Source organism: Streptomyces sp. NBC_00400, from assembly GCF_036048035.1.
Lineage (GTDB): Bacteria > Actinomycetota > Actinomycetes > Streptomycetales > Streptomycetaceae > Streptomyces.
On sequence record NZ_CP107940.1, the window covers coordinates 7,283,250 to 7,301,197 of the forward strand.

Sequence of the window (17,948 nt, forward strand, 5' to 3'; positions counted from 1 at the left end):
CCATCCGTGCGACGGAGGACCACCCATGCTGACGACCCACTACGTCCCGGGCACACCCAATTGGCTCGACCTCGGTGCCCCCGATATCGACGACGCCGTCGCCTTCTACGGCGCCGTGTTCGGCTGGACCTTCCAGTCGGCCGGCCCGGACGCCGGCGGCTACGGCTTCTTCCAGCTCGACGGCAGGACGGTGGGAGCCATCGGCCCGCTGATGGACGAGGGTGCGCAGTCCGCCTGGACGGTGTACTTCCAGACCCCCGACGCGGACGCCACGCTCAAGTCGGTGGAGCAGGCCGGCGGCGTGGTGCGCGTCCCCCCGATGGACGTCTTCACCGCGGGCCGGCTGGCGGCGTTCACCGATCCGACGGGCGCCGAATTCGCCGTATGGCAGCCGGGCGACGTCCAGGGCCTGGACACCGTCATGGAACCGAACTCCCTGTGCTGGACGGAGCTCTACACCACGGACGCGGCCGCCGCGAAGGACTTCTACCGCTCGGTCTTCTCCTGGAGCCACCAGGACATGCCGATGGGCGGTGACATCGTCTACTCCGTCGTCTCCGCGCCGGGCGGCGGCAAGGACGACGACACCGGGCACGGCGGCATCATGCAGCTGCAGAAGGAGCATCTGCAGGCCGGTTCGAGCTCGGAGTGGCACCCGTACTTCGGCGTGACCGACTGCGACGCCACCTTCGCCGCGGCCACCGACCGCGGCGCCACGGTCCTGATCCCGCCCACCGACGCCCCGGGTGTCGGCCGGCTGGCCATGGTCAAGGACCCGGCAGGGGCCCCGTTCGCCCTCATCAAGGGGGACCCGACGTTGGGGTGAGCCGGCCCCTGGGCTGAGCCGACCCGCGGCCCGGCCGTTGCCTCGCGGACGCGGAGGCCGAAAATGCCGCGCCCGCAACGGCCGGCAGTGCCTATCGTCCCCGGGGCGGCGGAACGCATGATGTAGGGCGAAGAGCCCGGGCATACCGCATGACGGAGAGCGAGCGGACACGGTGGAGGCAGCGCGGCAGGAGTGGTGGACGGCTTCCGGAGTCAGGCTGCGCCGGGTCTCCTCCGGCGGCGGGCGCGGGAACTGGCTCTTCGTGCCCGGCGGACCGGGGCTGGGTTGCGAGTCCCTGCACGGCCTGGTGGCGGCGGCCCGGGTCCCCGGGTCCGCCTGGCTGGTCGATCTGCCCGGCGACGGCTCCAACCGTGGCCTTCCCGCGATTCCGGCCGATCCTTACGCCCACTGGCCGGGAGCCCTGACGGAGGCCGCGCAGGCGCTGGACGACGTGGTGATGGTCGGCCACTCCACCGGAGGCATGTTCCTGCTGTCCGTCCCGGAACTCGCGGCACATCTCACGGGCCTGGCCCTCATCAGCAGCACCCCCAGAGAGACACCCCGTACTAGGGAGTCCCTGCAGCCTTGTCACGCGGCCGGGCGTCCACGATGCGTTTGATCTTGCCGACCGAGCGCTCCAGGGTCTCCGGGTCGACGATCTCGACCGCGACCGACACCCCGATCCCGTCCTTGACGCCCCGTGCGATCAGCGCGGCGGCGGCGGTGCGCGCCTCGGGGGCCGCGTCCGGCCGGGCCTCGGCGCGCACGGTCAGATGGTCCATCCGCCCCTCCCGGGTCAGCCTCAGCTGGAAGTGCGGGGCGACCCCGGGCGTCCGCAGGACGATCTCCTCGACCTGCGCGGGGAAGAGATTGACCCCACGCAGAATGATCATGTCGTCGCTGCGTCCGGTGATCTTCTCCATCCGCCGGAAGGCGGCGCGCGCGGTACCGGGAAGCAGCCGGGTCAGATCACGGGTGCGATAGCGGATGACCGGCATCGCCTCCTTGGTGAGCGAGGTGAAGACCAGCTCGCCGTGCGCACCGTCCGGCAGCACCTCACCGGTGATCGGATCGACCACCTCCGGGTAGAAGTGGTCCTCCCAGATGTGGAGCCCGTCCTTGGTCTCCACACACTCCTGGGCGACACCGGGGCCCATCACCTCCGACAGGCCGTAGATGTCCACGGCGTCGATCGCGAACCGTTCCTCGATCTCGCGGCGCATCTCCTGCGTCCAGGGCTCGGCACCGAAGACGCCCACCTGGAGCGAGGTCGTACGGGGATCGATGCCCTGCCGCTCGAACTCGTCCAGCAGCGTGAGCATGTAGGACGGCGTGACCATGATGATCTCGGGCCGGAGGTCCTGGATGATCTGCACCTGGCGGCTGGTCATCCCACCGGACGCCGGTACGACCGTGCAGCCGAGCCGCTCCGCGCCGTAGTGGGCGCCCAGACCGCCGGTGAACAGCCCGTACCCGTAAGCGATATGGACGGTGTGCCCGGGTCGCCCGCCTGCCGCGTGGAGGGAGCGGGCCACGACGTCCGCCCACTGCGTCAGATCGCGCTCGGTGTAGCCGACGACCGTCGGGCGGCCCGTGGTGCCGCTGGAGGCGTGAATACGGCGCACCTTCTCCTTCGGGACGGCGAACATCCCGAAGGGGTACTGGGCGCGCAGATCATCCTTGACGGTGAACGGGAAGCGGGCGAGATCACCGAGTGAGCGGCAGTCCCGCGGATGCACCCCGGCCCGGTCGAAGGACTCCCGGTAGAACGGGACGTGGTCATAGGCATGCTGCAACGAGGCGCGCAGCCGGGTCAGTTGCAGGCAGTGCAGGGCGTCCGCCGAAAGCCGCTCCGCCTCGTCGAACGTCTCACTGCCCGTAGCCGCTTCCGGCATGGAGTCCACCGCCTCGTTTCCCTACCGATCATTCGGTAGCCATCTGCTGATCCAAGTAATCAGCGCGCGGCGAACACGTCAAGGGGCGTGGCGCCGACACCTCCCGGGTAGCTTCCAGCGCATGAGTGACGTCCGGAAAGTGCAGGTCGGTGAGGTCCAGCTGGCATACCGGGTATGGGGGGAGGAGGACGCGCCCCCAGCCGTGCTGCTGCACTGCCTCGGGGAGGACGGCGAGGACTGGCGCGGTGTGGTCGGACGGCTCGCCGGCACCCACCGTGTCTACGCCCCCGACCAGCGGGGCCACGGCCTCAGCGACTGGCCCGGTGCGTACGGCTTCGAACGGTGGCGGGACGACGCGATCGGCTTCCTGGAGGCGCTCGGGCTGGAGCGGGTGGCCCTGATCGGGCATTCGCTGGGTGCGGTGGCCGCACTGCTGCTGGCCGCGGACCGGCCCGAGCTGGTGGACCGGCTGGTCCTGGAGGAAGTGCCATTGCCGCTGCCCGCCGTGCCGCCGCAGGAGGTGCCGGAGCAACCGGCCGGCCCGCAGCCGTTCGACTGGCACGCCAAGGCCGCGGTGGTCGCGGAGCGCAATGCGCCCGACCCCGCGTGGTGGGACGCGCCGGCGAAGGTCACCGCACCGACCCTGGTCATCGGCGGCGGCGAGTCCAGCCATATCCCGCAGGACCACCTCGCCGGCCTGGTCGAGCGGATCCCCGACGCCCGCCTGGTGACGGTGGAGGGCGCCGGCCATCTCGTCCACGAGGAGCGCCCCGGAGAATTCCTCGCCGCGGTCACCTCGTTCCTGGCGCCGTAGCCGTAGCCGTAGCCGTAGCCGTAGCCTGCCGCGGGGCTGCGCGGCCCGGGGCCCCGCCGGCCCGGTTTCTCCGGGCCCCGGCCCCATGCCGTCCGTTCGTTGACCTCCCCGGGGATTCCCGGGGTTCGAGAAAGGCCGCCGACCGTGCACCTGACCACCTCGCTACGGAGCACCCTGGCCCTCGGCGCGGCCGCGGCCCTCCTGCTCACCGGAACCGGCGCAGCCGCAGCGGCACCGGCCGTACGGCCTGCCGCAGCCGCAACCGCAGCCGCACCGTCTGCCGCTGCCGCACCGTCTGCCACACCCGCACCGTCCGCCGACACCGCGCACTCTCCCTACGGCCAACTCCGGCCGCTCGCCGAGCTGTCCGCCGAGCGGCTGGCCACCGGCGATCTGGTGGCCGCGGCGAAATGGGGCACCGGCAGTCCGATCGACGATCCGGCCCGTGAGCAGGAGGTGCTGGACACGGTGGCGGACCAGGCCCGGCGGCTGGGTGCCGACCCGGCCGCCACGGTGCGGGTCTTCCGGGATCAGATCGAGGCCAACAAGGTCGTGCAGCGCGGGCTGTACCGCCGGTGGGACGCGAACCCGGCGCAGGCACCCACCGGGCGGCCCGACCTCCAGGAGGTCCGCAAGGAGATCAACCGCATCAATGGCGCGCTGGTACAGGCCCTGGCCGGCTCCCCGCGCGCCCGTTCGGCGCCGTACTGCGCTCCGCTGCTGACCGCGGCCGCCGTGCGGGTACACCAGCAGCGGCGCCTGGACGCGCTGCACACGGCGGCCCTGGCCCGCTCGCTGCGCTCGGTCTGCACCGGAGCCTGACCGGCCAGGGCTCGGCGCCCCGCCCGTCAGCCCGCCCGCCACATCACCCGACTCACCCCGTCCCCCCGCCCGCCGCCACCGCCCGCGCCCAGCGGTAGTCCGCCTTGCCGCTGGGCGAACGCTGGATGTGGTCGGTGAAGACGGCGGCGCGCGGGATCTTGTACCCCGCCAGCCGGGTCCGGCAGTGGCGCTGCAGCCCTTCCAGACCCAACGGCGCCGCGCCGGCACGCAGTTGCACCACGGCCGCGACGCGGCTGCCCCACCGTTCGTCCGGTACGCCCGCCACCAGGGCGTCATAGACGTCCGGATGCGCCTTCAGCGCCTGCTCGACCTCCTCCGGATAGACCTTCTCGCCGCCGGAGTTGATGCACTGCGAGCCCCGGCCGAGAACGGTGACGATGCCCGCCTCGTCCACGGTCGCCATATCGCCCAGCAGCACCCATCGGTCGCCGTGCGCCTCGAAGAAGGTCTCGGCGGTCTTCTTCGGGTCGTTGTAGTAGCCCAGCGGGACATGCCCGCGCAGCGCGATACGGCCGACCTCACCGGCCGGCACCGGCTCATGGGTCGCCAGGTCCACCACCGCCGTACGGGAGTTGACGTGCAGCCGGAAGCCCTTGCCGGGGCCCGAGTCGTCGGTGGCGGTGCCGTTGAACCCGGACTCGGACGAGCCGAAGTTGTTGAGCAGCATGACGTGCGGGAGCAGCGCGGCGAACTGGGCGCGTACGGTCTCGGAGAGGATCGCGCCGGAGCTGCTGACGCTGAACAGCGAGGAGCAGTCGGTGCCCTTGAGCGGCCCGGCGAGCGCATCGACGAGCGGACGCAGCATCGCATCGCCGACCAGCGACACGCTGGTGACCCGCTCCCGCTCGACGGTCCGCAGCACTTCCTCGGGCACGTATTTGCGGTGGACGACGACCTTCTGGCCGAAGTGGAAGGCGATGAACGCGGTGAGGGTGGAGGTGCCGTGCATCAGCGGGGGAGCGGGGAAGAAGACGATGCCGTCACCGCCGGCCGCGACCCGCTCGGCCAGCTCCTGCGGCCGCGTCACCGGCTCTCCGGTCGGTGCCCCGCCGCCCATTCCGGCGAAGAACAGGTCCTCGTGGCGCCACATCACGCCCTTGGGCATACCGGTGGTGCCGCCGGTGTAGATCACGATCTGGTCGTCGGCGGAGCGCGGCCCGAAGCCGCGCGCGGGGGAGGCGGCGGCCTCGGCGTCCGCGAGCGCGACGGGGGCGACCGGCGGTTCGGGGGCGCCGGCGGGCGGGGTGCCGACCCGTACGAGGTGCCGCAGCCCGGGTGCCTGGGGGAGGGTGGCGGCCACCCGCGCGGTGAACTCCGCGTCGAAGACCAGCGCCACCAGGTCGGCGTCCCGGTAGAGATAGACCAGCTCCTCCTCGACGTAGCGGTAGTTGACGTTCACCGGGACGGCGCGGATCTTCAGGCAGGCGTAGACGGCCTGGAGGTATTCGATGCCGTTGTAGAGGTGCAGTCCGACGTGCTGACCGGGGCGGACACCGCGGTCGGCGAGGTGGTGGGCCAGGCGGTTGGCGGCGCGGTCCAGTTCGGCGTAGGTCAGCCGCCGTTCGCTGCCGGTCCCCGGATGGTCGACGTACACCAGCGCCTCGCGGTCCGGGACCGTGTCGGCGATCGACTCGAAGAGGTCGGCAAGGTTGTACTCCACGTCTCCTCCAGACCGGGCGGGCGTCGGCTTGGCGGTCATTAGAGCGCCGCCGGAAGGAGCAGGGAAGGGCCGCGGCGAAGAAATCTGACTACCTGTCAGAAAGGTCTTGAAGTCGGTGTGCCGCTCCTGCAACCTGTTCTCCGTCGTGAGACGGGAGGACGGAACATGGGTGGTACGGAACATCTGTCGGTGGAGCGCGTCGGCGCGACACTGGTGCTCACCCTCAACCGGCCGGAGGCGAAGAACGCGCTCTCGCTGCCGATGCTGGTGGGCCTGTACGACGGCTGGATCTCCGCCGACGAGGACGACACGATCCGCTCCGTCGTCCTCACCGGCGCCGGCGGCACTTTCTGCGCCGGCATGGACCTCAAGGCCCTCGCGGGCGACGGCATGGCCGGCGAGCAGTACCGCGACCGGCTGCGCGCCGACCCCGATCTGCACTGGAAGGCGATGCTGCGGCACCACCGCCCCCGCAAACCCGTGATCGCCGCCGTCGAGGGGCACTGCGTCGCGGGCGGGACGGAGATCCTGCAGGGCACCGACATCCGCGTCGCCGGGGAGAGCGCCACCTTCGGGCTCTACGAGGTCCGGCGCGGACTGTTCCCGATCGGCGGCTCCACCGTCCGCCTCGCCCGCCAGATCCCCCGCACCCACGCCCTGGAAATGCTGCTCACCGGCCGGCCCTACCCTGCGCGCGAGGCCGAACGCATCGGGCTGATCGGCCATGTCGTGCCCGAGGGGACCGCGCTGGACAAGGCCCTGGAGATCGCGGAACTGGTCAACGGCTGCGGACCGCTCGCCGTCGAAGCCGTCAAGGCCTCCGTCTACGAAACCGCCGAGATGAGTGAGACCGACGGTCTGAAGGCCGAACTCGCCCGCGGCTGGCCGGTCTTCGACACCGCCGACGCCAAAGAGGGCTCCCGGGCCTTCGCCGAGAAGCGCCCGCCCGTCTACCGGCGCGCCTGACCCAAGGAGCCCCGCATGCCAGACGTCCTCACGGCGCCCCTCGTCGTGGAATTCCCCTTCACCCGCTCCCTCGGCCCTGTCCAGAGCGCCTTCCTCACCGGGCTGCGCGAGCGCACCGTCCTCGGCGTCACGGCGAGCGACGGCCGGGTGGTCGTCCCGCCCACCGAGTACGACCCGGTCACCGCAGAGGAGATCCGCGACCTGGTGGAGGTCGGCACCAGCGGCACCGTCACCACCTGGGCCTGGAACCCGTCCCCCCGCCGCGGCCAGCCCCTCACCACCCCCTTCGCCTGGGTCCTGGTCCGGCTCGACGGCGCCGACACCGCCCTGCTGCACGCCCTGGACGCGCCCGGCCCCGACGCCGTACGCACCGGTATGCGGGTCCGGGTCCGCTGGGCCGCGGAGCGCACCGGCGCGATCACCGACATCGCCTGCTTCGAGCCGGACGACGGCGCCACCGCGGAGAGCCGGCCGGCACCGGACGACAGCGCCGAAGGGGCCGGCCGGCCGGCGGCGCACAACGGGGAGTTCGCAGATCCCGTCACCGGAATCACCACCCCCGCCCGGCTCGACTACACCTACGCGCCCGGCCGTGCCCAGTCCCGCTACCTCCAGGCGCTCTCGGACCACCGGATCGTGGGCGAGCGCTGCCCCTCCTGCCGCAAGGTCTACGTCCCGCCCCGCGGTGCCTGCCCCACCTGCGGCGTCGCCACCGACACCCAGGTCGAGGCCGGACCCCGCGGCACCGTCACCACCTTCTGCATCGTCAACATCAAGGCCAAGAACCTCGACATCGAGGTCCCCTACGTCTACGCCCATATCGCCCTGGACGGCGCCGACCTGGCCCTGCACGCCCGGATCGGCGGCATCCCGTACGACCGGGTCCGCATGGGGCTGCGCGTCGAACCCGTCTGGGCCGGGGACAGCCGCTTTCCCGACCACTACCGCCCCACCGGCGAACCCGATGCCGACTACGACAGCTACAAGGAGCTGATCTGATGCGCGACGTCGCCATCGTCGCCTTCGGGCAGAGCGATCACGTCCGCGACAGTGCGGAGACCTCCGAGGTCGAGATGCTGATGCCGGTCCTCCACGACGTGCTGGCGCAAACCGGCCTGGCGGCCCGGGACATCGACTTCACCTGCTCCGGCTCGTCCGACTACCTCGCCGGCCGGGCCTTCTCCTTCACCATGGCCCTGGACGGCGTCGGCGCCTGGCCGCCGATCTCCGAATCCCATGTCGAAATGGACGGCGCCTGGGCGCTGTACGAGGCCTGGGTGAAGATCCTCACCGGCGAGGCGGAGACCGCACTCGTCTACGCCTACGGCAAGTCCTCGCCCGGCGACGTCCGCGAAGTCCTCACCCGCCAGCTCGACCCGTACTACGTCGCCCCGCTGTGGCCCGACTCCGTCGCGCTCGCCGCCCTCCAGGCGCAGGCCCTGATCGACGCGGAGCTGACCGACGAGCGGGAACTGGCCGGTATCGCCGCCCGCCGCCGCACCGCCGCCGGGTCCAACCCGCACGCCCAGCTGCGCGGCGAGGTGCCCATGGGCGAACCGCTCGTCGCCCCTCTGCGCACCGGCGACTGCCCGCCCATCGGTGACGGCGCGGCCGCCGTCGTCCTCGCCGCCGGCGACACCGCCCGCCGGCTGGCCGACCGCCCCGCCTGGATCCGCGGCCTCGACCACCGCATCGAGGCACACAGCCTGGGCGTCCGCGACCTCACCGACTCACCGTCCACCCGGCTCGCCGCCGAGCGCGCCGGCGCCTTCGAGCTCCCCCATGGCCTCAAGGGCATGGGAGGTGCCCCCATGGTGGACACCGCCGAGCTGCACGCCCCCTTCACCTCCCAGGAAGTCGTGCTGCGCCGCGCCCTGAAACTCGACGCGCCGGACAGCACGGTGTGCATCAACCCGTCCGGCGGCGCGCTCGCCGCCAACCCCGTCATGGCCGCGGGCCTGATCCGCCTCGGCGAGGCCGCCGCCCGCATCCAGCGGGGCGCCTCCGACCGCGCCCTCGCCCACGCCACCTCGGGTCCGTGCCTGCAGCACAACCTGGTCGCCGTCCTGGAAGGTGAGCGATGAGCAAGGAGCCCGTGGCCGTCGTCGGCATCGGACAGACCACACACGTCGCCGCGCGCCGCGACGTCTCGCTCGCCGGACTCGTCCGTGAGGCGGCCCGACGCGCCCTGGACGACGCCCAGTTGGCCTGGGCGGACATCGACGCCGTGGTGATCGGCAAAGCCCCCGACTTCTTCGAGGGGGTGATGATGCCCGAGCTGTACCTCGCCGATGCCCTGGGCGCCGTCGGCAAACCGATGCTGCGGGTGCACACCGCCGGCTCGGTCGGCGGCTCCACCGCCCTGGTCGCCGCGAACCTCGTGGCCGCCCGGGTCCACCGCACCGTCCTCACCGTCGCCTTCGAGAAGCAGTCCGAGTCCAACGCCATGTGGGGCCTGTCCCTGCCCGTCCCCTTCCAGCAGCCCCTGCTGGCCGGCGCCGGCGGCTTCTTCGCCCCGCACGTCCGCGCCTATATGCGGCGCACCGGCGCCCCGGACACCGTCGGCTCCCTCGTCGCCTACAAGGACCGCCGCAACGCCCTCAAGAACCCCTACGCCCACCTCCATGAACACGACATCACCCTGGAAAAGGTCCGGTCCTCGCCGATGCTCTGGGACCCGATCCGCTACTCCGAGACCTGCCCGTCCTCCGACGGCGCCTGCGCGATGATCCTCACCGGCCGCACCGGAGCCGCCCGCGCACCGCACCCGGCGGCCTGGGTGCACGGCGGGGCCATGCGCAGCGAACCCACCCTCTTCGCCGGCAAGGACTTCGTCTCCCCGCAGGCCGGCAAGGACTGCGCCGCCGATGTCTACCGGCAGGCCGGAATCACCGACCCGCGCCGGCAGATCGACGCGGTGGAGATGTACGTCCCCTTCAGCTGGTACGAGCCGATGTGGCTGGAGAACCTGGGCTTCGCCGAGGAGGGGGAGGGCTGGAAGCTCACCGAGTCGGGCGTCACCGAGCTGGACGGCGATCTCCCCGTCAACCCGTCCGGCGGGGTGCTGTCCACGAACCCCATCGGCGCCTCCGGCATGATCCGCTTCGCGGAGGCCGCCCTCCAGGTGCGCGGACAGGCCGGCGCCCACCAAGTCGACGGCGCACAACGGGCGTTGGGGCATGCGTACGGCGGCGGCTCCCAGTTCTTCTCGATGTGGCTGGTGGGTGCCGACGCGCCGGCCACCTGACACCCGACGGGGGCGGGCGCGCAACACGGGCGCGCCCCTCCCGGACCCACCACTCCACCGCCTCGCCACGTCCCCTGTCCGTCCCCGGACACAGTGGTTAGGCTGACCGCGGACGACGATCCGGGAGGAGCGGGACACGTGACCGACAGCATCACCGAGCAGCGGCTCGTGGGCGGGCCGAGGCCCGATCTCGACCTGACGCAGGCCGAGTGGCAGTCGAGCACCCAGGGCGTGGGCGGCGTCCAGATCGCCTTCGTCGAGGGCTATATCGCCATGCGAAACCGCCACAGCCCGGAGATCCCGGCGTTGATCTTCACCCCCGCCGAGTGGCGGGCCTTCGTCCTCGACGCCCGCGAGGGCGAATTCGATCTGACCTAGGGCCTGTCAGCCTGCACACGGGAGGTGCGGCGGACCCGGGACGGGGGCGTGGCTGCCTGCGAACACCGGAAGATCGCGGGGTAATTGGCGTACGTCGGCCATACCACCCTCTAGGTAGTTAATGGTTGACCGTGAAGTTACCGTTAGCGCCATGACCGCCACACGGCTCGCACTCGAACTCGCCGTCACCCTCCGGCATGACGGGCACGGCGGCGTCACCGACGACCTGGCCGGTCCGGAAGGGCTCGCGGTCTGGGTCCACGAGCGGGCCGCGCTGCTGGACTGCGCGGCCGACCCGGCCACCCCCGACGAGGCGCTGCACACCGCCGTGCGGGAGCTGCGGGCCGCGGTCCGGTCGCTGTTCGCCCGCGCCGTCCGGCCGGGACCGCCCAGCTCCGCCGATGCCCACCGGCTGCTCCCGGAGGAGGAGGCGCTGCGCCGGCTCAATGCGGCCGCGGCCCTGGTCCCCACGGCCCCCCGGCTCAGCTGGGAGCCCGGCGCACCGCCCGCGGTCCGGCACCACCCGGCCGGATCCCCGCCGCCCGCCGACCGGATCGTCGCCGCGCTGGCCCGTGCCGCCCTCGCCTTCCTGGCCGGCCCCGACCGGCTGCAGCTGCGGGCCTGCCCCGCCCCGCGCTGTGTGCGCTACTTCGTCAAGGACCACGCCCGCCAGGAGTGGTGCACCCCCTCCTGCGGCAACCGCGCCCGGGTCGCCCGCCACCACGAGCGGCGCAGGGAAGGACAGGACGGGGCCCCGTAGGGTGGTGGCATGACCGGTGAACGTGATCTCCGGGCCCTGCTGAGCGGGATGCGTCCCGAGCGGAACGAGGGCCGCTTCGTCTTTGTGAGCGTGCCCGGCGCGGTCCCCGGCGGGCTGACGCCGGTGGTCACCGTCACCGAACCCGAGGGCCGCACCCTCGTCGTCCACCAGGAGGAGGCCGACCGTGCGGGCCTGTCGTACGAGTATGTCGCCGGCTGGATCACCCTGCGGGTGCACTCCGCCCTGGACGCCGTCGGACTGACCGCCGCCGTGGCCACCGCACTCGCCCAGGCCGGCCTCAGCTGCAATGTCGTCGCCGGTTTCCACCACGATCACCTCTTCGTGCCGCATGCCGCGACCGACGAGGCGCTGCGCCGGCTGCGCGCACTGGCCGACCAGGCATAACGACCGCCGGCAAGAGGAGGCGGCGGCTCCGTACGCGGGGCGCCCCGCAGGCCGACGTCCGCGCCGCGTGCCCGGCCGGGCCACGTACGATGGCGGCATGTCCTTCCTCCGCCGCCGCAGCGCAGCCACGCCCGCCGGGCCTGACTTCGACGTCCTCGCCATGGACCCCGGGGACTGGCCGGGCAATCTCGGAGCCGGGCTGCTGCCCGCGCCCGACGGGAGCTGCCAGGGCGTCTTCCTCCGCTACGACCTGTTCGGCGGCCGCGGTCCCGCGATGATCATCGGCAATCTGCCGGAGGGGTCCCCGGCCCGCGAGCTCGACGACGATCAGGTGCCCTTCGAGGTGGCCCAGCTGCTCGCCGCGCTCGGCAACGACGAACCGGTGACGGTCGTCGAGAGCGAGGACACCCCCGTCATGCACGAGGACAACCTGCTGATCGTCAAGCGCATCAAGTGCTCCGAGAGCCGGATCTCCTGCGCCCAGTTCGACCGCAGCGACGGCGTACTGGTCACCATCGCCAGCTGGGACCGGCCGATCACCGACGATCTCTACGCGCTGCTCAAGCCGCTGCCGGCGGAGCTCTTCCAGCAGGGCTGAGCCCCGGCACGGCACCGGAGCGGACACCGTCGCGCCCGGTGGACGGCAGACCCGTCCACCGGGCGCGTATGCGCTCACCCGATCGGTGCGCGCGAGAGCTCAGGAATCCGAGCGCCGCACATCGACGTCGGCCGCCCGCACATAGCCGACCCGGTGACCGAGCTGGATTTCGTAGTAGACGTCCTCGCCGCGCACGATCGCATGCTGGGAGAGGTCGAAGGTCGGCGCGTAGAAGTAGTCACCCGTCATCCGGTCCCCGACGGCGTACTTCTGGCCGGCGGCGAGCTTGTACGGCAGGGCGGAGACCGCCTGATAGGGCACTCCGGCCGGGTAGGCCCCCTTCTCCGGGTAGGCGCGGCCGTAGACCGGGATCTCCTCCCGGTCCGCCTTCGGCGTGGCGATCATGCCCTGGGCGTTCACCGCCGTCGGCGCGTGGTGCGGATTGCGGAACCACGCCTTCTGCCCGAGGTACCAGATCGCCGTCCAGTCGCCGGACCGGCCCGCCACCGCGAACCGCTGGCCGGTGGAGGCCCGGGCACCGGTGTCGTTCACGCCCGTGGTTGCGTCACTGCCGTCCGGGTGCAGACCGACGTCCTTGACCAGCGGGGCGTCGGCGTCCGGCGCGGTGTGCAGCCGGACCGCAGCGGAACCGTGCGGCTCGCAGGTGTCGCCGGCTTTCTCGCAGCCCGTGTAGACCGGCTTGTTCCTGGCGTAGTCCGGGCGGATGGTGACCAGCCCGCCGTGCGAGCCCGGGGCGGCCTTGAACGGTTTGCCCAGCAGGGAGAAGTAGTGCGCCCAGTCCCAGTACGGGCCGGGGTCGGTGTGCATCCCGGGGATGGTGGCCGTGGTCGTGCCGGGCACATTGTCGTGGCCCAGGATGTGCTGTCGGTCGAGCGGCACGTCGTACTTGCGGCTCAGATACTTCACCAGCCGGGCCGACGTGCGGTACATCGCCTCCGTGTACCAGGCGTCCGGCGCGGCGAGGAAGCCCTCGTGCTCGATGCCCACGGAGTGCGAGTTGATGTACCAGTTGCCCGCATGCCAGGCGACGTCCTTGGCCGGCACATGCTGGGCGATCAGGCCGTCCGAGGAGCGGATGGTGTAGTTCCAGGACACATAGGCCGGGTCCTTGATCAGCTTGAGCGTGGTCTCCCAGGACCCCTCGGTGTCGTGGATGACGATGGTGCTGATCCGCAGGTCCTCGGGCCGGTCCGCCTTGTCGTGGTTGCCGTAGTCTCCGTCCCCGAACTCCTCGTACGGCGCCGGGACGGACTCGCAGGCGACGCTGTGCGGGCACTCCAGCTTGCGGCCGGCCCGTGTCGGCGAGGCCTTCGCGGCCGGGGTGCCGAGACGTTTCTGCTGCGCGGCGTCGGGGATCAGCCCCGGCGTGGCGGCCAGCGTGACCCGCTGTCCCGCGTCGGTCGTCCGCGTCTGGCCGTGGCGCATGACCGCGTAGACCTCGTCCGCGAAGGCCCGGCCGCCGCGCGTACTGTCCTGACCTCCGTAGCGCGCCACCGCCTCGTACCACTGCGCCGGGTTGCCGCCCGTCCGGTGTCCCAGCTTGCGCTGTTCCGCGGCGAGCAGCGCCGCACCGCCGAGCACATTCGCCGCGGGGTCGGTACGCAGCCGCTCGGCCGACAGCCCGGCCAGCGTGGCGGCTGTCGTCAACGTCCGCAACCGGGCGGGGAGTTCGGCGGGAAGCGCGGCCCGTTTCGCCGGGCCGGCCGGCACCCGCTTACGGGGCCGCGCGCCGTCGCCGCGGGCGTCCTCGGTCCCCCCGCTGAACTCCGGCGTGCGCGTCAGCGCGGTGCGGGCATCGGTCAGATGCATCGGACCGTAGCCCCCGGAGACGCTGGGCGCGCCACCATGGGCGTCCCAGCGCGACTCCAGGTACGAGACGCCGAGCAGCACACTGCGCGGCACCTGGAAGCGGGCGGCGGCATCGGTGAAGGCCTGCTGCAGCGCGTCCGGCCGGGGCTGGCCGGCGTGCGCGGACGGTGCTCCCGAGAGCGGCAGCAGCAGCACCGCCGCCGCAACGGCGGTGGCGGACCTGCGCAGGGCGGGGCGGTGGAATCTCTTCTCGTCTTCCGGGGCGGATCCTCGCAAAGCAACCTCCTCGAGCCGGCCCGAGCCGGGGCGGTGTGACGGTGGGTGCGCAAACGGCCGCACGGGCGGGACCCGAGACTAGAGCCCCCGTCGGCTTAGAGCTATACGTTTGCCGAGGGTCCGTCAATCACCGCGCCCTCTCGGGATTCCGCATGTCAGGGCATCTCCACAGGAGCCTTCCCGGACGGGTGTCCGGCCTGCGGGGCGTCAGTGGAACGGACCAATGGCCGGGCGGATGCGACCTGACGCGGAGGGGGCGCGCAGACGGACGGCCGGGGGAGGGAGGCCCGGGGGCCGGGGGAGGGAGGCCGGTCGGCGCGCATGGGTGAGCGGCGCACCCCGTACCCGGGTGCGCCGCTCACGATCCCCCCTTGCGGTGCCGGGTGACGTCCGGCACCTGTCGGCGGTCAGCGGGTGCCGACCGCCGCCCGTACCGCACGACGCGCCATCTGGCAGTCGTCGTGCAGCCGGCGGAGGAGCAGCCGCTGCTCCTCGCCCGCCGCGGGCACGCCGGGTAGTCCCGGACCCGGTGTCCCCGTCGGCGTGGGTTCGCGCATGGTCCGTTGGACCGCGGTTTCATAGCGTCGGATCTCGCGGGTGAGCACCAGCATCAGATTCACCAGGAAGGCGTCCCGCGAGGCCGGGCCCGCGTTCTGGGCGAGCTGGCTGATGTGCCGGCGGGCGACCGGCGCGTCGCCGAGCACCGACCACAGGGTCGCCAGGTCGTAGCCCGGCAGATACCAGCCCGCGCTGTCCCAGTCCAGCAGGACCGGGCCCGCGGGGGAGAGCAGCACGTTGTTCAGCAGTGCGTCGCCGTGGCAGAACTGGCCCTGGGTGTGCGACAGACCGTGCAGCAGTTTCTGCAGATCGCCCAGGTCACGGTCGGTGAGCAGCCCCAGGTCGTGGTACCGGCCGATCCGCCCCGCGTAGTCCAGCGGGGTGTCGAACAGCCCGGCCGGCGGACGCCAGAGGTTGATCCGGCAGATCGCGCCCAGTGCGGCCCGTACGTCGGCCCGGGGCGGAGCCTCGGACGGATGGCGGGTCAGCGCCGCGACGCGGCCGGGCATCCGCTCCACGATCAGCGTGCAGTTGTCGGGATCGGCCGCCACCAGACGCGGCACCCGTACCGGCGGACGATGCCGGACGAATGCGCGGTATGCACTTATTTCCTGCCGGAACCTGTCCGCCCACGCGGGGGAGTGGTCAAGTAAACACTTGGCGACCGCGGTCATCCGGCCCGTCGTGCCGACGAGGAGGACGGACCTGCCGCTGCGCCGCAGCACCTGTACCGGGTTGAACTCCGGGCAGATGCGGTGCACCGAGGCGACGGCGGCGCGCAACTCGGCGCCCTGCGGGCCGGACAGGTCGATTCTCCCGCTGAGCGGTTGGGAGCTCGTCCCCTGCATCCGCCGGGTACGGCCGCCGGGGAGACCGGTGACCGCTCCCGCGGAAGGTGCGGGGTCGAGATACGGCCCGCTTCCGGTGGGATGCGGGCGGTACGGCCGGGTGGGGGCGGTCACGGCGGACGATGCTGCATACATGGGTGAAACAGATCCCTTCGTGCGCCGGCGAGTTGCGTGCGCTCCCCGGCCCGGTGGTGGGAACCCGTGAACGGGCCCCGTGCAGGAGGCCGATCCAGGGTCCCCGTGAGGGGCGCGCACCCTGGGGAATGCGGTCCCGCCACCAGGCCGGGGGCGGCATATCTACAGAACACGTGCCTGCGGGTGGCAGACCATCTGGCGCACCCTGGCGAACCCTGGCGAATGCCCACAGCCCATGTCAGCGGCCGTTACTGTCAACTCAGTCGAGGAACCTGGGGGCTTGACGTGGACAGGCAGCCGAACACCCGTCTCGCGGACCTTTTCGGCCTGGCCGGCTGGTCCAAAGGAGAGCTGGCGAGAATGGTCAACCGGCAGGCGGCGGCCATGGGGCATCCGCAGCTGGCGACCGACACCTCGCGAGTGCGGCGCTGGATCGACATGGGGGAGACCCCGCGCGATCCGGTGCCCAAGGTCCTGGCTTCCCTGTTCACCGAGCGCCTCGGCCGTGTCGTAACCATCGAGGACCTCGGGTTCGCAAGAACCGGTCGCTCGGGGAAACGGCAGGCCCTGGACGGTCTGCCGTGGGCTCCCGAACGGACCGCCGCGGTCCTCACGGAATTCACGGGAATGGACCTCATGCTCAACCGACGCGGCTTGGTGGGTGCGGGCGCCGCACTCGCCGCGGGCTCCGCACTCACCGGCGCCATGTACGACTGGCTGCACACCGACCCGGCCCCGGCCGGCGCCCCACGCCACGACGCCATGTTCGCCTCCGACTCCTTCGACGAACTCGACCAGATCGGCCTCGACCGCTATGAGGCGGCCCCTGTGGGATCGCAGGAGATCGACGCGCTGGAGCGCTCGGTCGAGGTGTTCCGCGCCTGGGACGCGGCCCGCGGGGGCGGGCTGCAGCGCAAGGCCGTGGTGGGCCAGCTGAACGAAGTGGGCGGCATGCTCGCCTACCGCCACCCCGATCATCTGCAGCGCCGGCTGTGGGGGGTGGCCGCCAATCTGGCGGTGCTGGCGGGCTGGATGTCCCATGACGTGGGCCTGGAGCCCACCGCCCAGAAATACTTCATCATCGCCGCCCACGCGGCGCGCGAGGGCGGCGACCGCCCGCGTGCCGGCGAGGCGCTTTCCCGTGCCGCCCGTCAGATGGTGCATCTGGGCCGTCCCGACGATGCGCTGGATCTGATGAAGCTGGCCAAGTCCGGCTCCGGCGCGGAAACCCTGCCGCGCACCCGCGCCATGCTGCACACCATCGAGGCCTGGGCGCAGGCGTCCAAGGGCCACGGCCAGGCGATGCGCCGCACCCTGGGCGAGGCGGAGGACCTTTTCGTCTCGGACAAGGGCGATGTGCCGCCACCGAGCTGGATGCAGATGTTCGACGAGGCGGATCTGCACGGCATGCAGGCGCTGGCATTCCGTACCCTCGCCGATCACGATCCGTCGGCCGCCAGGATTGCCCAGCACCATGCCCAGCGGGCGCTGAGGCTGCGGGAGAACGGCCGCCAGCGGTCGCAGATCTTCGACTACATCTCGATGGCCTCGGCCTGCTTCATCGGAAACGACCCCGAACAGGCTGACCGCTATGCCCGGTTGGCGCTGGTGTCCATCGGCGAGAACTCCTCGCACCGCACCTGGGACCGGCTCCGCGAAATGTTCCGGCTGACGGGGCAGTATGCGAACTACGCCAAGATCCAGGACCTGCGCGAGGAGATCCAGCATGTCCTGCCGAAGGAGAAGCCCAAGGCCAAGGGGTCAGGCCTCGGCCCCGGCATCGGATCGGGAGTCGCGAAGAACTTCTCGGCCTGAGGCGGGTGGATGCACGGAGCGTGATGGTGCGTCATCCGTAAGGGTGGCGTCCTTCTCAGCTCCGCTGCCTCACCCGGGGGCCGGCGGACTGCCC

General features: G+C 71.9%; 17 protein-coding genes. 13 read left to right on the forward strand and 4 right to left on the reverse strand.

The window, feature by feature from the left end; translation table 11 throughout:
* The first annotated feature begins 25 nt into the window (after positions 1 to 25).
* On the forward strand, positions 26 to 826 hold the full coding sequence (locus OHS81_RS32005) for a VOC family protein (protein ID WP_328389027.1): 801 nt from the start codon (positions 26 to 28) through the stop codon (positions 824 to 826).
* Between the two features lie 172 nt (positions 827 to 998).
* Positions 999 to 1,445, forward strand: a complete 447-nt coding sequence (locus OHS81_RS32010; RefSeq protein WP_328389028.1) for an alpha/beta hydrolase — start codon at positions 999 to 1,001, stop codon at positions 1,443 to 1,445.
* On the opposite strand, the gene paaK is transcribed toward OHS81_RS32010, so the two are convergent.
* Positions 1,393 to 2,721: a phenylacetate--CoA ligase PaaK gene (gene paaK, locus OHS81_RS32015; protein WP_328391563.1), complete on the reverse strand. Its 1,329-nt coding sequence runs from the start codon at positions 2,719 to 2,721 to the stop codon at positions 1,393 to 1,395. The genes OHS81_RS32010 and paaK overlap by 53 nt on opposite strands.
* Positions 2,722 to 2,842: 121 nt before the next feature.
* Between paaK and OHS81_RS32020 the strand changes: the two genes are divergently transcribed.
* Together OHS81_RS32020 and OHS81_RS32025 are read left to right on the forward strand one after the other, a co-directional pair.
* Positions 2,843 to 3,535: an alpha/beta fold hydrolase gene (locus OHS81_RS32020; protein ID WP_328389030.1), complete on the forward strand. Its 693-nt coding sequence runs from the start codon at positions 2,843 to 2,845 to the stop codon at positions 3,533 to 3,535.
* A 144-nt stretch (positions 3,536 to 3,679) separates the two neighbouring features.
* A complete protein-coding gene (locus OHS81_RS32025; protein WP_328389032.1) occupies positions 3,680 to 4,357 on the forward strand; it encodes a chorismate mutase in 678 nt (225 codons plus the stop codon).
* A gap of 52 nt (positions 4,358 to 4,409) precedes the next feature.
* On the opposite strand, the gene OHS81_RS32030 is transcribed toward OHS81_RS32025, so the two are convergent.
* The gene (locus OHS81_RS32030; protein ID WP_328389034.1) at positions 4,410 to 6,038 is read right to left on the reverse strand and encodes an acyl-CoA synthetase; all 1,629 of its coding nucleotides are present in this window, start codon (positions 6,036 to 6,038) and stop codon (positions 4,410 to 4,412) included.
* A gap of 165 nt (positions 6,039 to 6,203) precedes the next feature.
* Between OHS81_RS32030 and OHS81_RS32035 the strand changes: the two genes are divergently transcribed.
* The 8 genes from OHS81_RS32035 (at position 6,204) to OHS81_RS32070 (ending at position 12,392) form a co-directional block, all read left to right on the forward strand.
* Positions 6,204 to 7,004, forward strand: coding sequence for a crotonase/enoyl-CoA hydratase family protein (locus OHS81_RS32035; RefSeq protein ID WP_328389036.1), 801 nt, complete (start codon positions 6,204 to 6,206; stop codon positions 7,002 to 7,004).
* A gap of 15 nt (positions 7,005 to 7,019) precedes the next feature.
* Positions 7,020 to 8,003, forward strand: coding sequence for a Zn-ribbon domain-containing OB-fold protein (locus tag OHS81_RS32040; RefSeq protein ID WP_328389038.1), 984 nt, complete (start codon positions 7,020 to 7,022; stop codon positions 8,001 to 8,003).
* A complete protein-coding gene (locus OHS81_RS32045) occupies positions 8,003 to 9,088 on the forward strand; it encodes a thiolase domain-containing protein (protein ID WP_328389040.1) in 1,086 nt (361 codons plus the stop codon). Before OHS81_RS32040 ends, OHS81_RS32045 begins: the two co-directional genes overlap by 1 nt.
* Positions 9,085 to 10,251: a thiolase domain-containing protein gene (locus OHS81_RS32050; protein WP_328389042.1), complete on the forward strand. Its 1,167-nt coding sequence runs from the start codon at positions 9,085 to 9,087 to the stop codon at positions 10,249 to 10,251. Before OHS81_RS32045 ends, OHS81_RS32050 begins: the two co-directional genes overlap by 4 nt.
* Before the next feature lie 138 nt (positions 10,252 to 10,389).
* On the forward strand, positions 10,390 to 10,629 hold the full coding sequence (locus tag OHS81_RS32055) for a DUF397 domain-containing protein (RefSeq protein ID WP_311623862.1): 240 nt from the start codon (positions 10,390 to 10,392) through the stop codon (positions 10,627 to 10,629).
* A gap of 151 nt (positions 10,630 to 10,780) precedes the next feature.
* Entirely contained in the window at positions 10,781 to 11,389 is a 609-nt protein-coding gene (locus OHS81_RS32060) for a CGNR zinc finger domain-containing protein (RefSeq protein WP_328389046.1), read from the forward strand.
* Positions 11,390 to 11,398: 9 nt separating this feature from the next.
* Positions 11,399 to 11,794 (forward strand): ACT domain-containing protein, encoded by a 396-nt coding sequence (locus OHS81_RS32065; protein WP_328389048.1) that lies wholly within the window; start codon positions 11,399 to 11,401, stop codon positions 11,792 to 11,794.
* A 97-nt stretch (positions 11,795 to 11,891) separates the two neighbouring features.
* Positions 11,892 to 12,392 carry a hypothetical protein gene (locus OHS81_RS32070; RefSeq protein ID WP_328389050.1) on the forward strand — a complete coding sequence of 167 codons (501 nt, stop codon included), beginning with the start codon at positions 11,892 to 11,894 and terminating at the stop codon, positions 12,390 to 12,392.
* A gap of 99 nt (positions 12,393 to 12,491) precedes the next feature.
* Here the strand turns inward: OHS81_RS32070 and OHS81_RS32075 are convergent, their stop codons facing one another.
* The gene (locus OHS81_RS32075; protein WP_328389052.1) at positions 12,492 to 14,498 is read right to left on the reverse strand and encodes an N-acetylmuramoyl-L-alanine amidase; all 2,007 of its coding nucleotides are present in this window, start codon (positions 14,496 to 14,498) and stop codon (positions 12,492 to 12,494) included.
* 407 nt (positions 14,499 to 14,905) lie between these two features.
* The gene (locus OHS81_RS32080; protein ID WP_328389054.1) at positions 14,906 to 16,039 is read right to left on the reverse strand and encodes an aminoglycoside phosphotransferase family protein; all 1,134 of its coding nucleotides are present in this window, start codon (positions 16,037 to 16,039) and stop codon (positions 14,906 to 14,908) included.
* A 285-nt stretch (positions 16,040 to 16,324) separates the two neighbouring features.
* Here OHS81_RS32080 and OHS81_RS32085 point away from each other — a divergent pair, with 285 nt between their 5' ends.
* The gene (locus OHS81_RS32085; RefSeq protein ID WP_328389056.1) at positions 16,325 to 17,854 is read left to right on the forward strand and encodes a DNA-binding protein NsdB; all 1,530 of its coding nucleotides are present in this window, start codon (positions 16,325 to 16,327) and stop codon (positions 17,852 to 17,854) included.
* Positions 17,855 to 17,948: the final 94 nt, after the last annotated feature.

What these genes read in the sequence shown, in the direction of transcription:
- OHS81_RS32070 (WP_328389050.1), top strand. Translation starts at nt 11,892, where the DNA reads ATGTCCTTCCTCCGCCGCCGCAGCGCAGCCACGCCCGCCGGGCCTGAC.
- OHS81_RS32020 (WP_328389030.1), top strand. Translation starts at nt 2,843, where the DNA reads ATGAGTGACGTCCGGAAAGTGCAGGTCGGTGAGGTCCAGCTGGCATAC.
- OHS81_RS32080 (WP_328389054.1), bottom strand. Translation starts at nt 16,039, where the DNA reads ATGTATGCAGCATCGTCCGCCGTGACCGCCCCCACCCGGCCGTACCGC.
- OHS81_RS32040 (WP_328389038.1), top strand. Translation starts at nt 7,020, where the DNA reads ATGCCAGACGTCCTCACGGCGCCCCTCGTCGTGGAATTCCCCTTCACC.
- OHS81_RS32050 (WP_328389042.1), top strand. Translation starts at nt 9,085, where the DNA reads ATGAGCAAGGAGCCCGTGGCCGTCGTCGGCATCGGACAGACCACACAC.
- OHS81_RS32045 (WP_328389040.1), top strand. Translation starts at nt 8,003, where the DNA reads ATGCGCGACGTCGCCATCGTCGCCTTCGGGCAGAGCGATCACGTCCGC.
- OHS81_RS32060 (WP_328389046.1), top strand. Translation starts at nt 10,781, where the DNA reads ATGACCGCCACACGGCTCGCACTCGAACTCGCCGTCACCCTCCGGCAT.
- OHS81_RS32065 (WP_328389048.1), top strand. Translation starts at nt 11,399, where the DNA reads ATGACCGGTGAACGTGATCTCCGGGCCCTGCTGAGCGGGATGCGTCCC.
- OHS81_RS32035 (WP_328389036.1), top strand. Translation starts at nt 6,204, where the DNA reads ATGGGTGGTACGGAACATCTGTCGGTGGAGCGCGTCGGCGCGACACTG.
- paaK (WP_328391563.1), bottom strand. Translation starts at nt 2,721, where the DNA reads ATGCCGGAAGCGGCTACGGGCAGTGAGACGTTCGACGAGGCGGAGCGG.
- OHS81_RS32005 (WP_328389027.1), top strand. Translation starts at nt 26, where the DNA reads ATGCTGACGACCCACTACGTCCCGGGCACACCCAATTGGCTCGACCTC.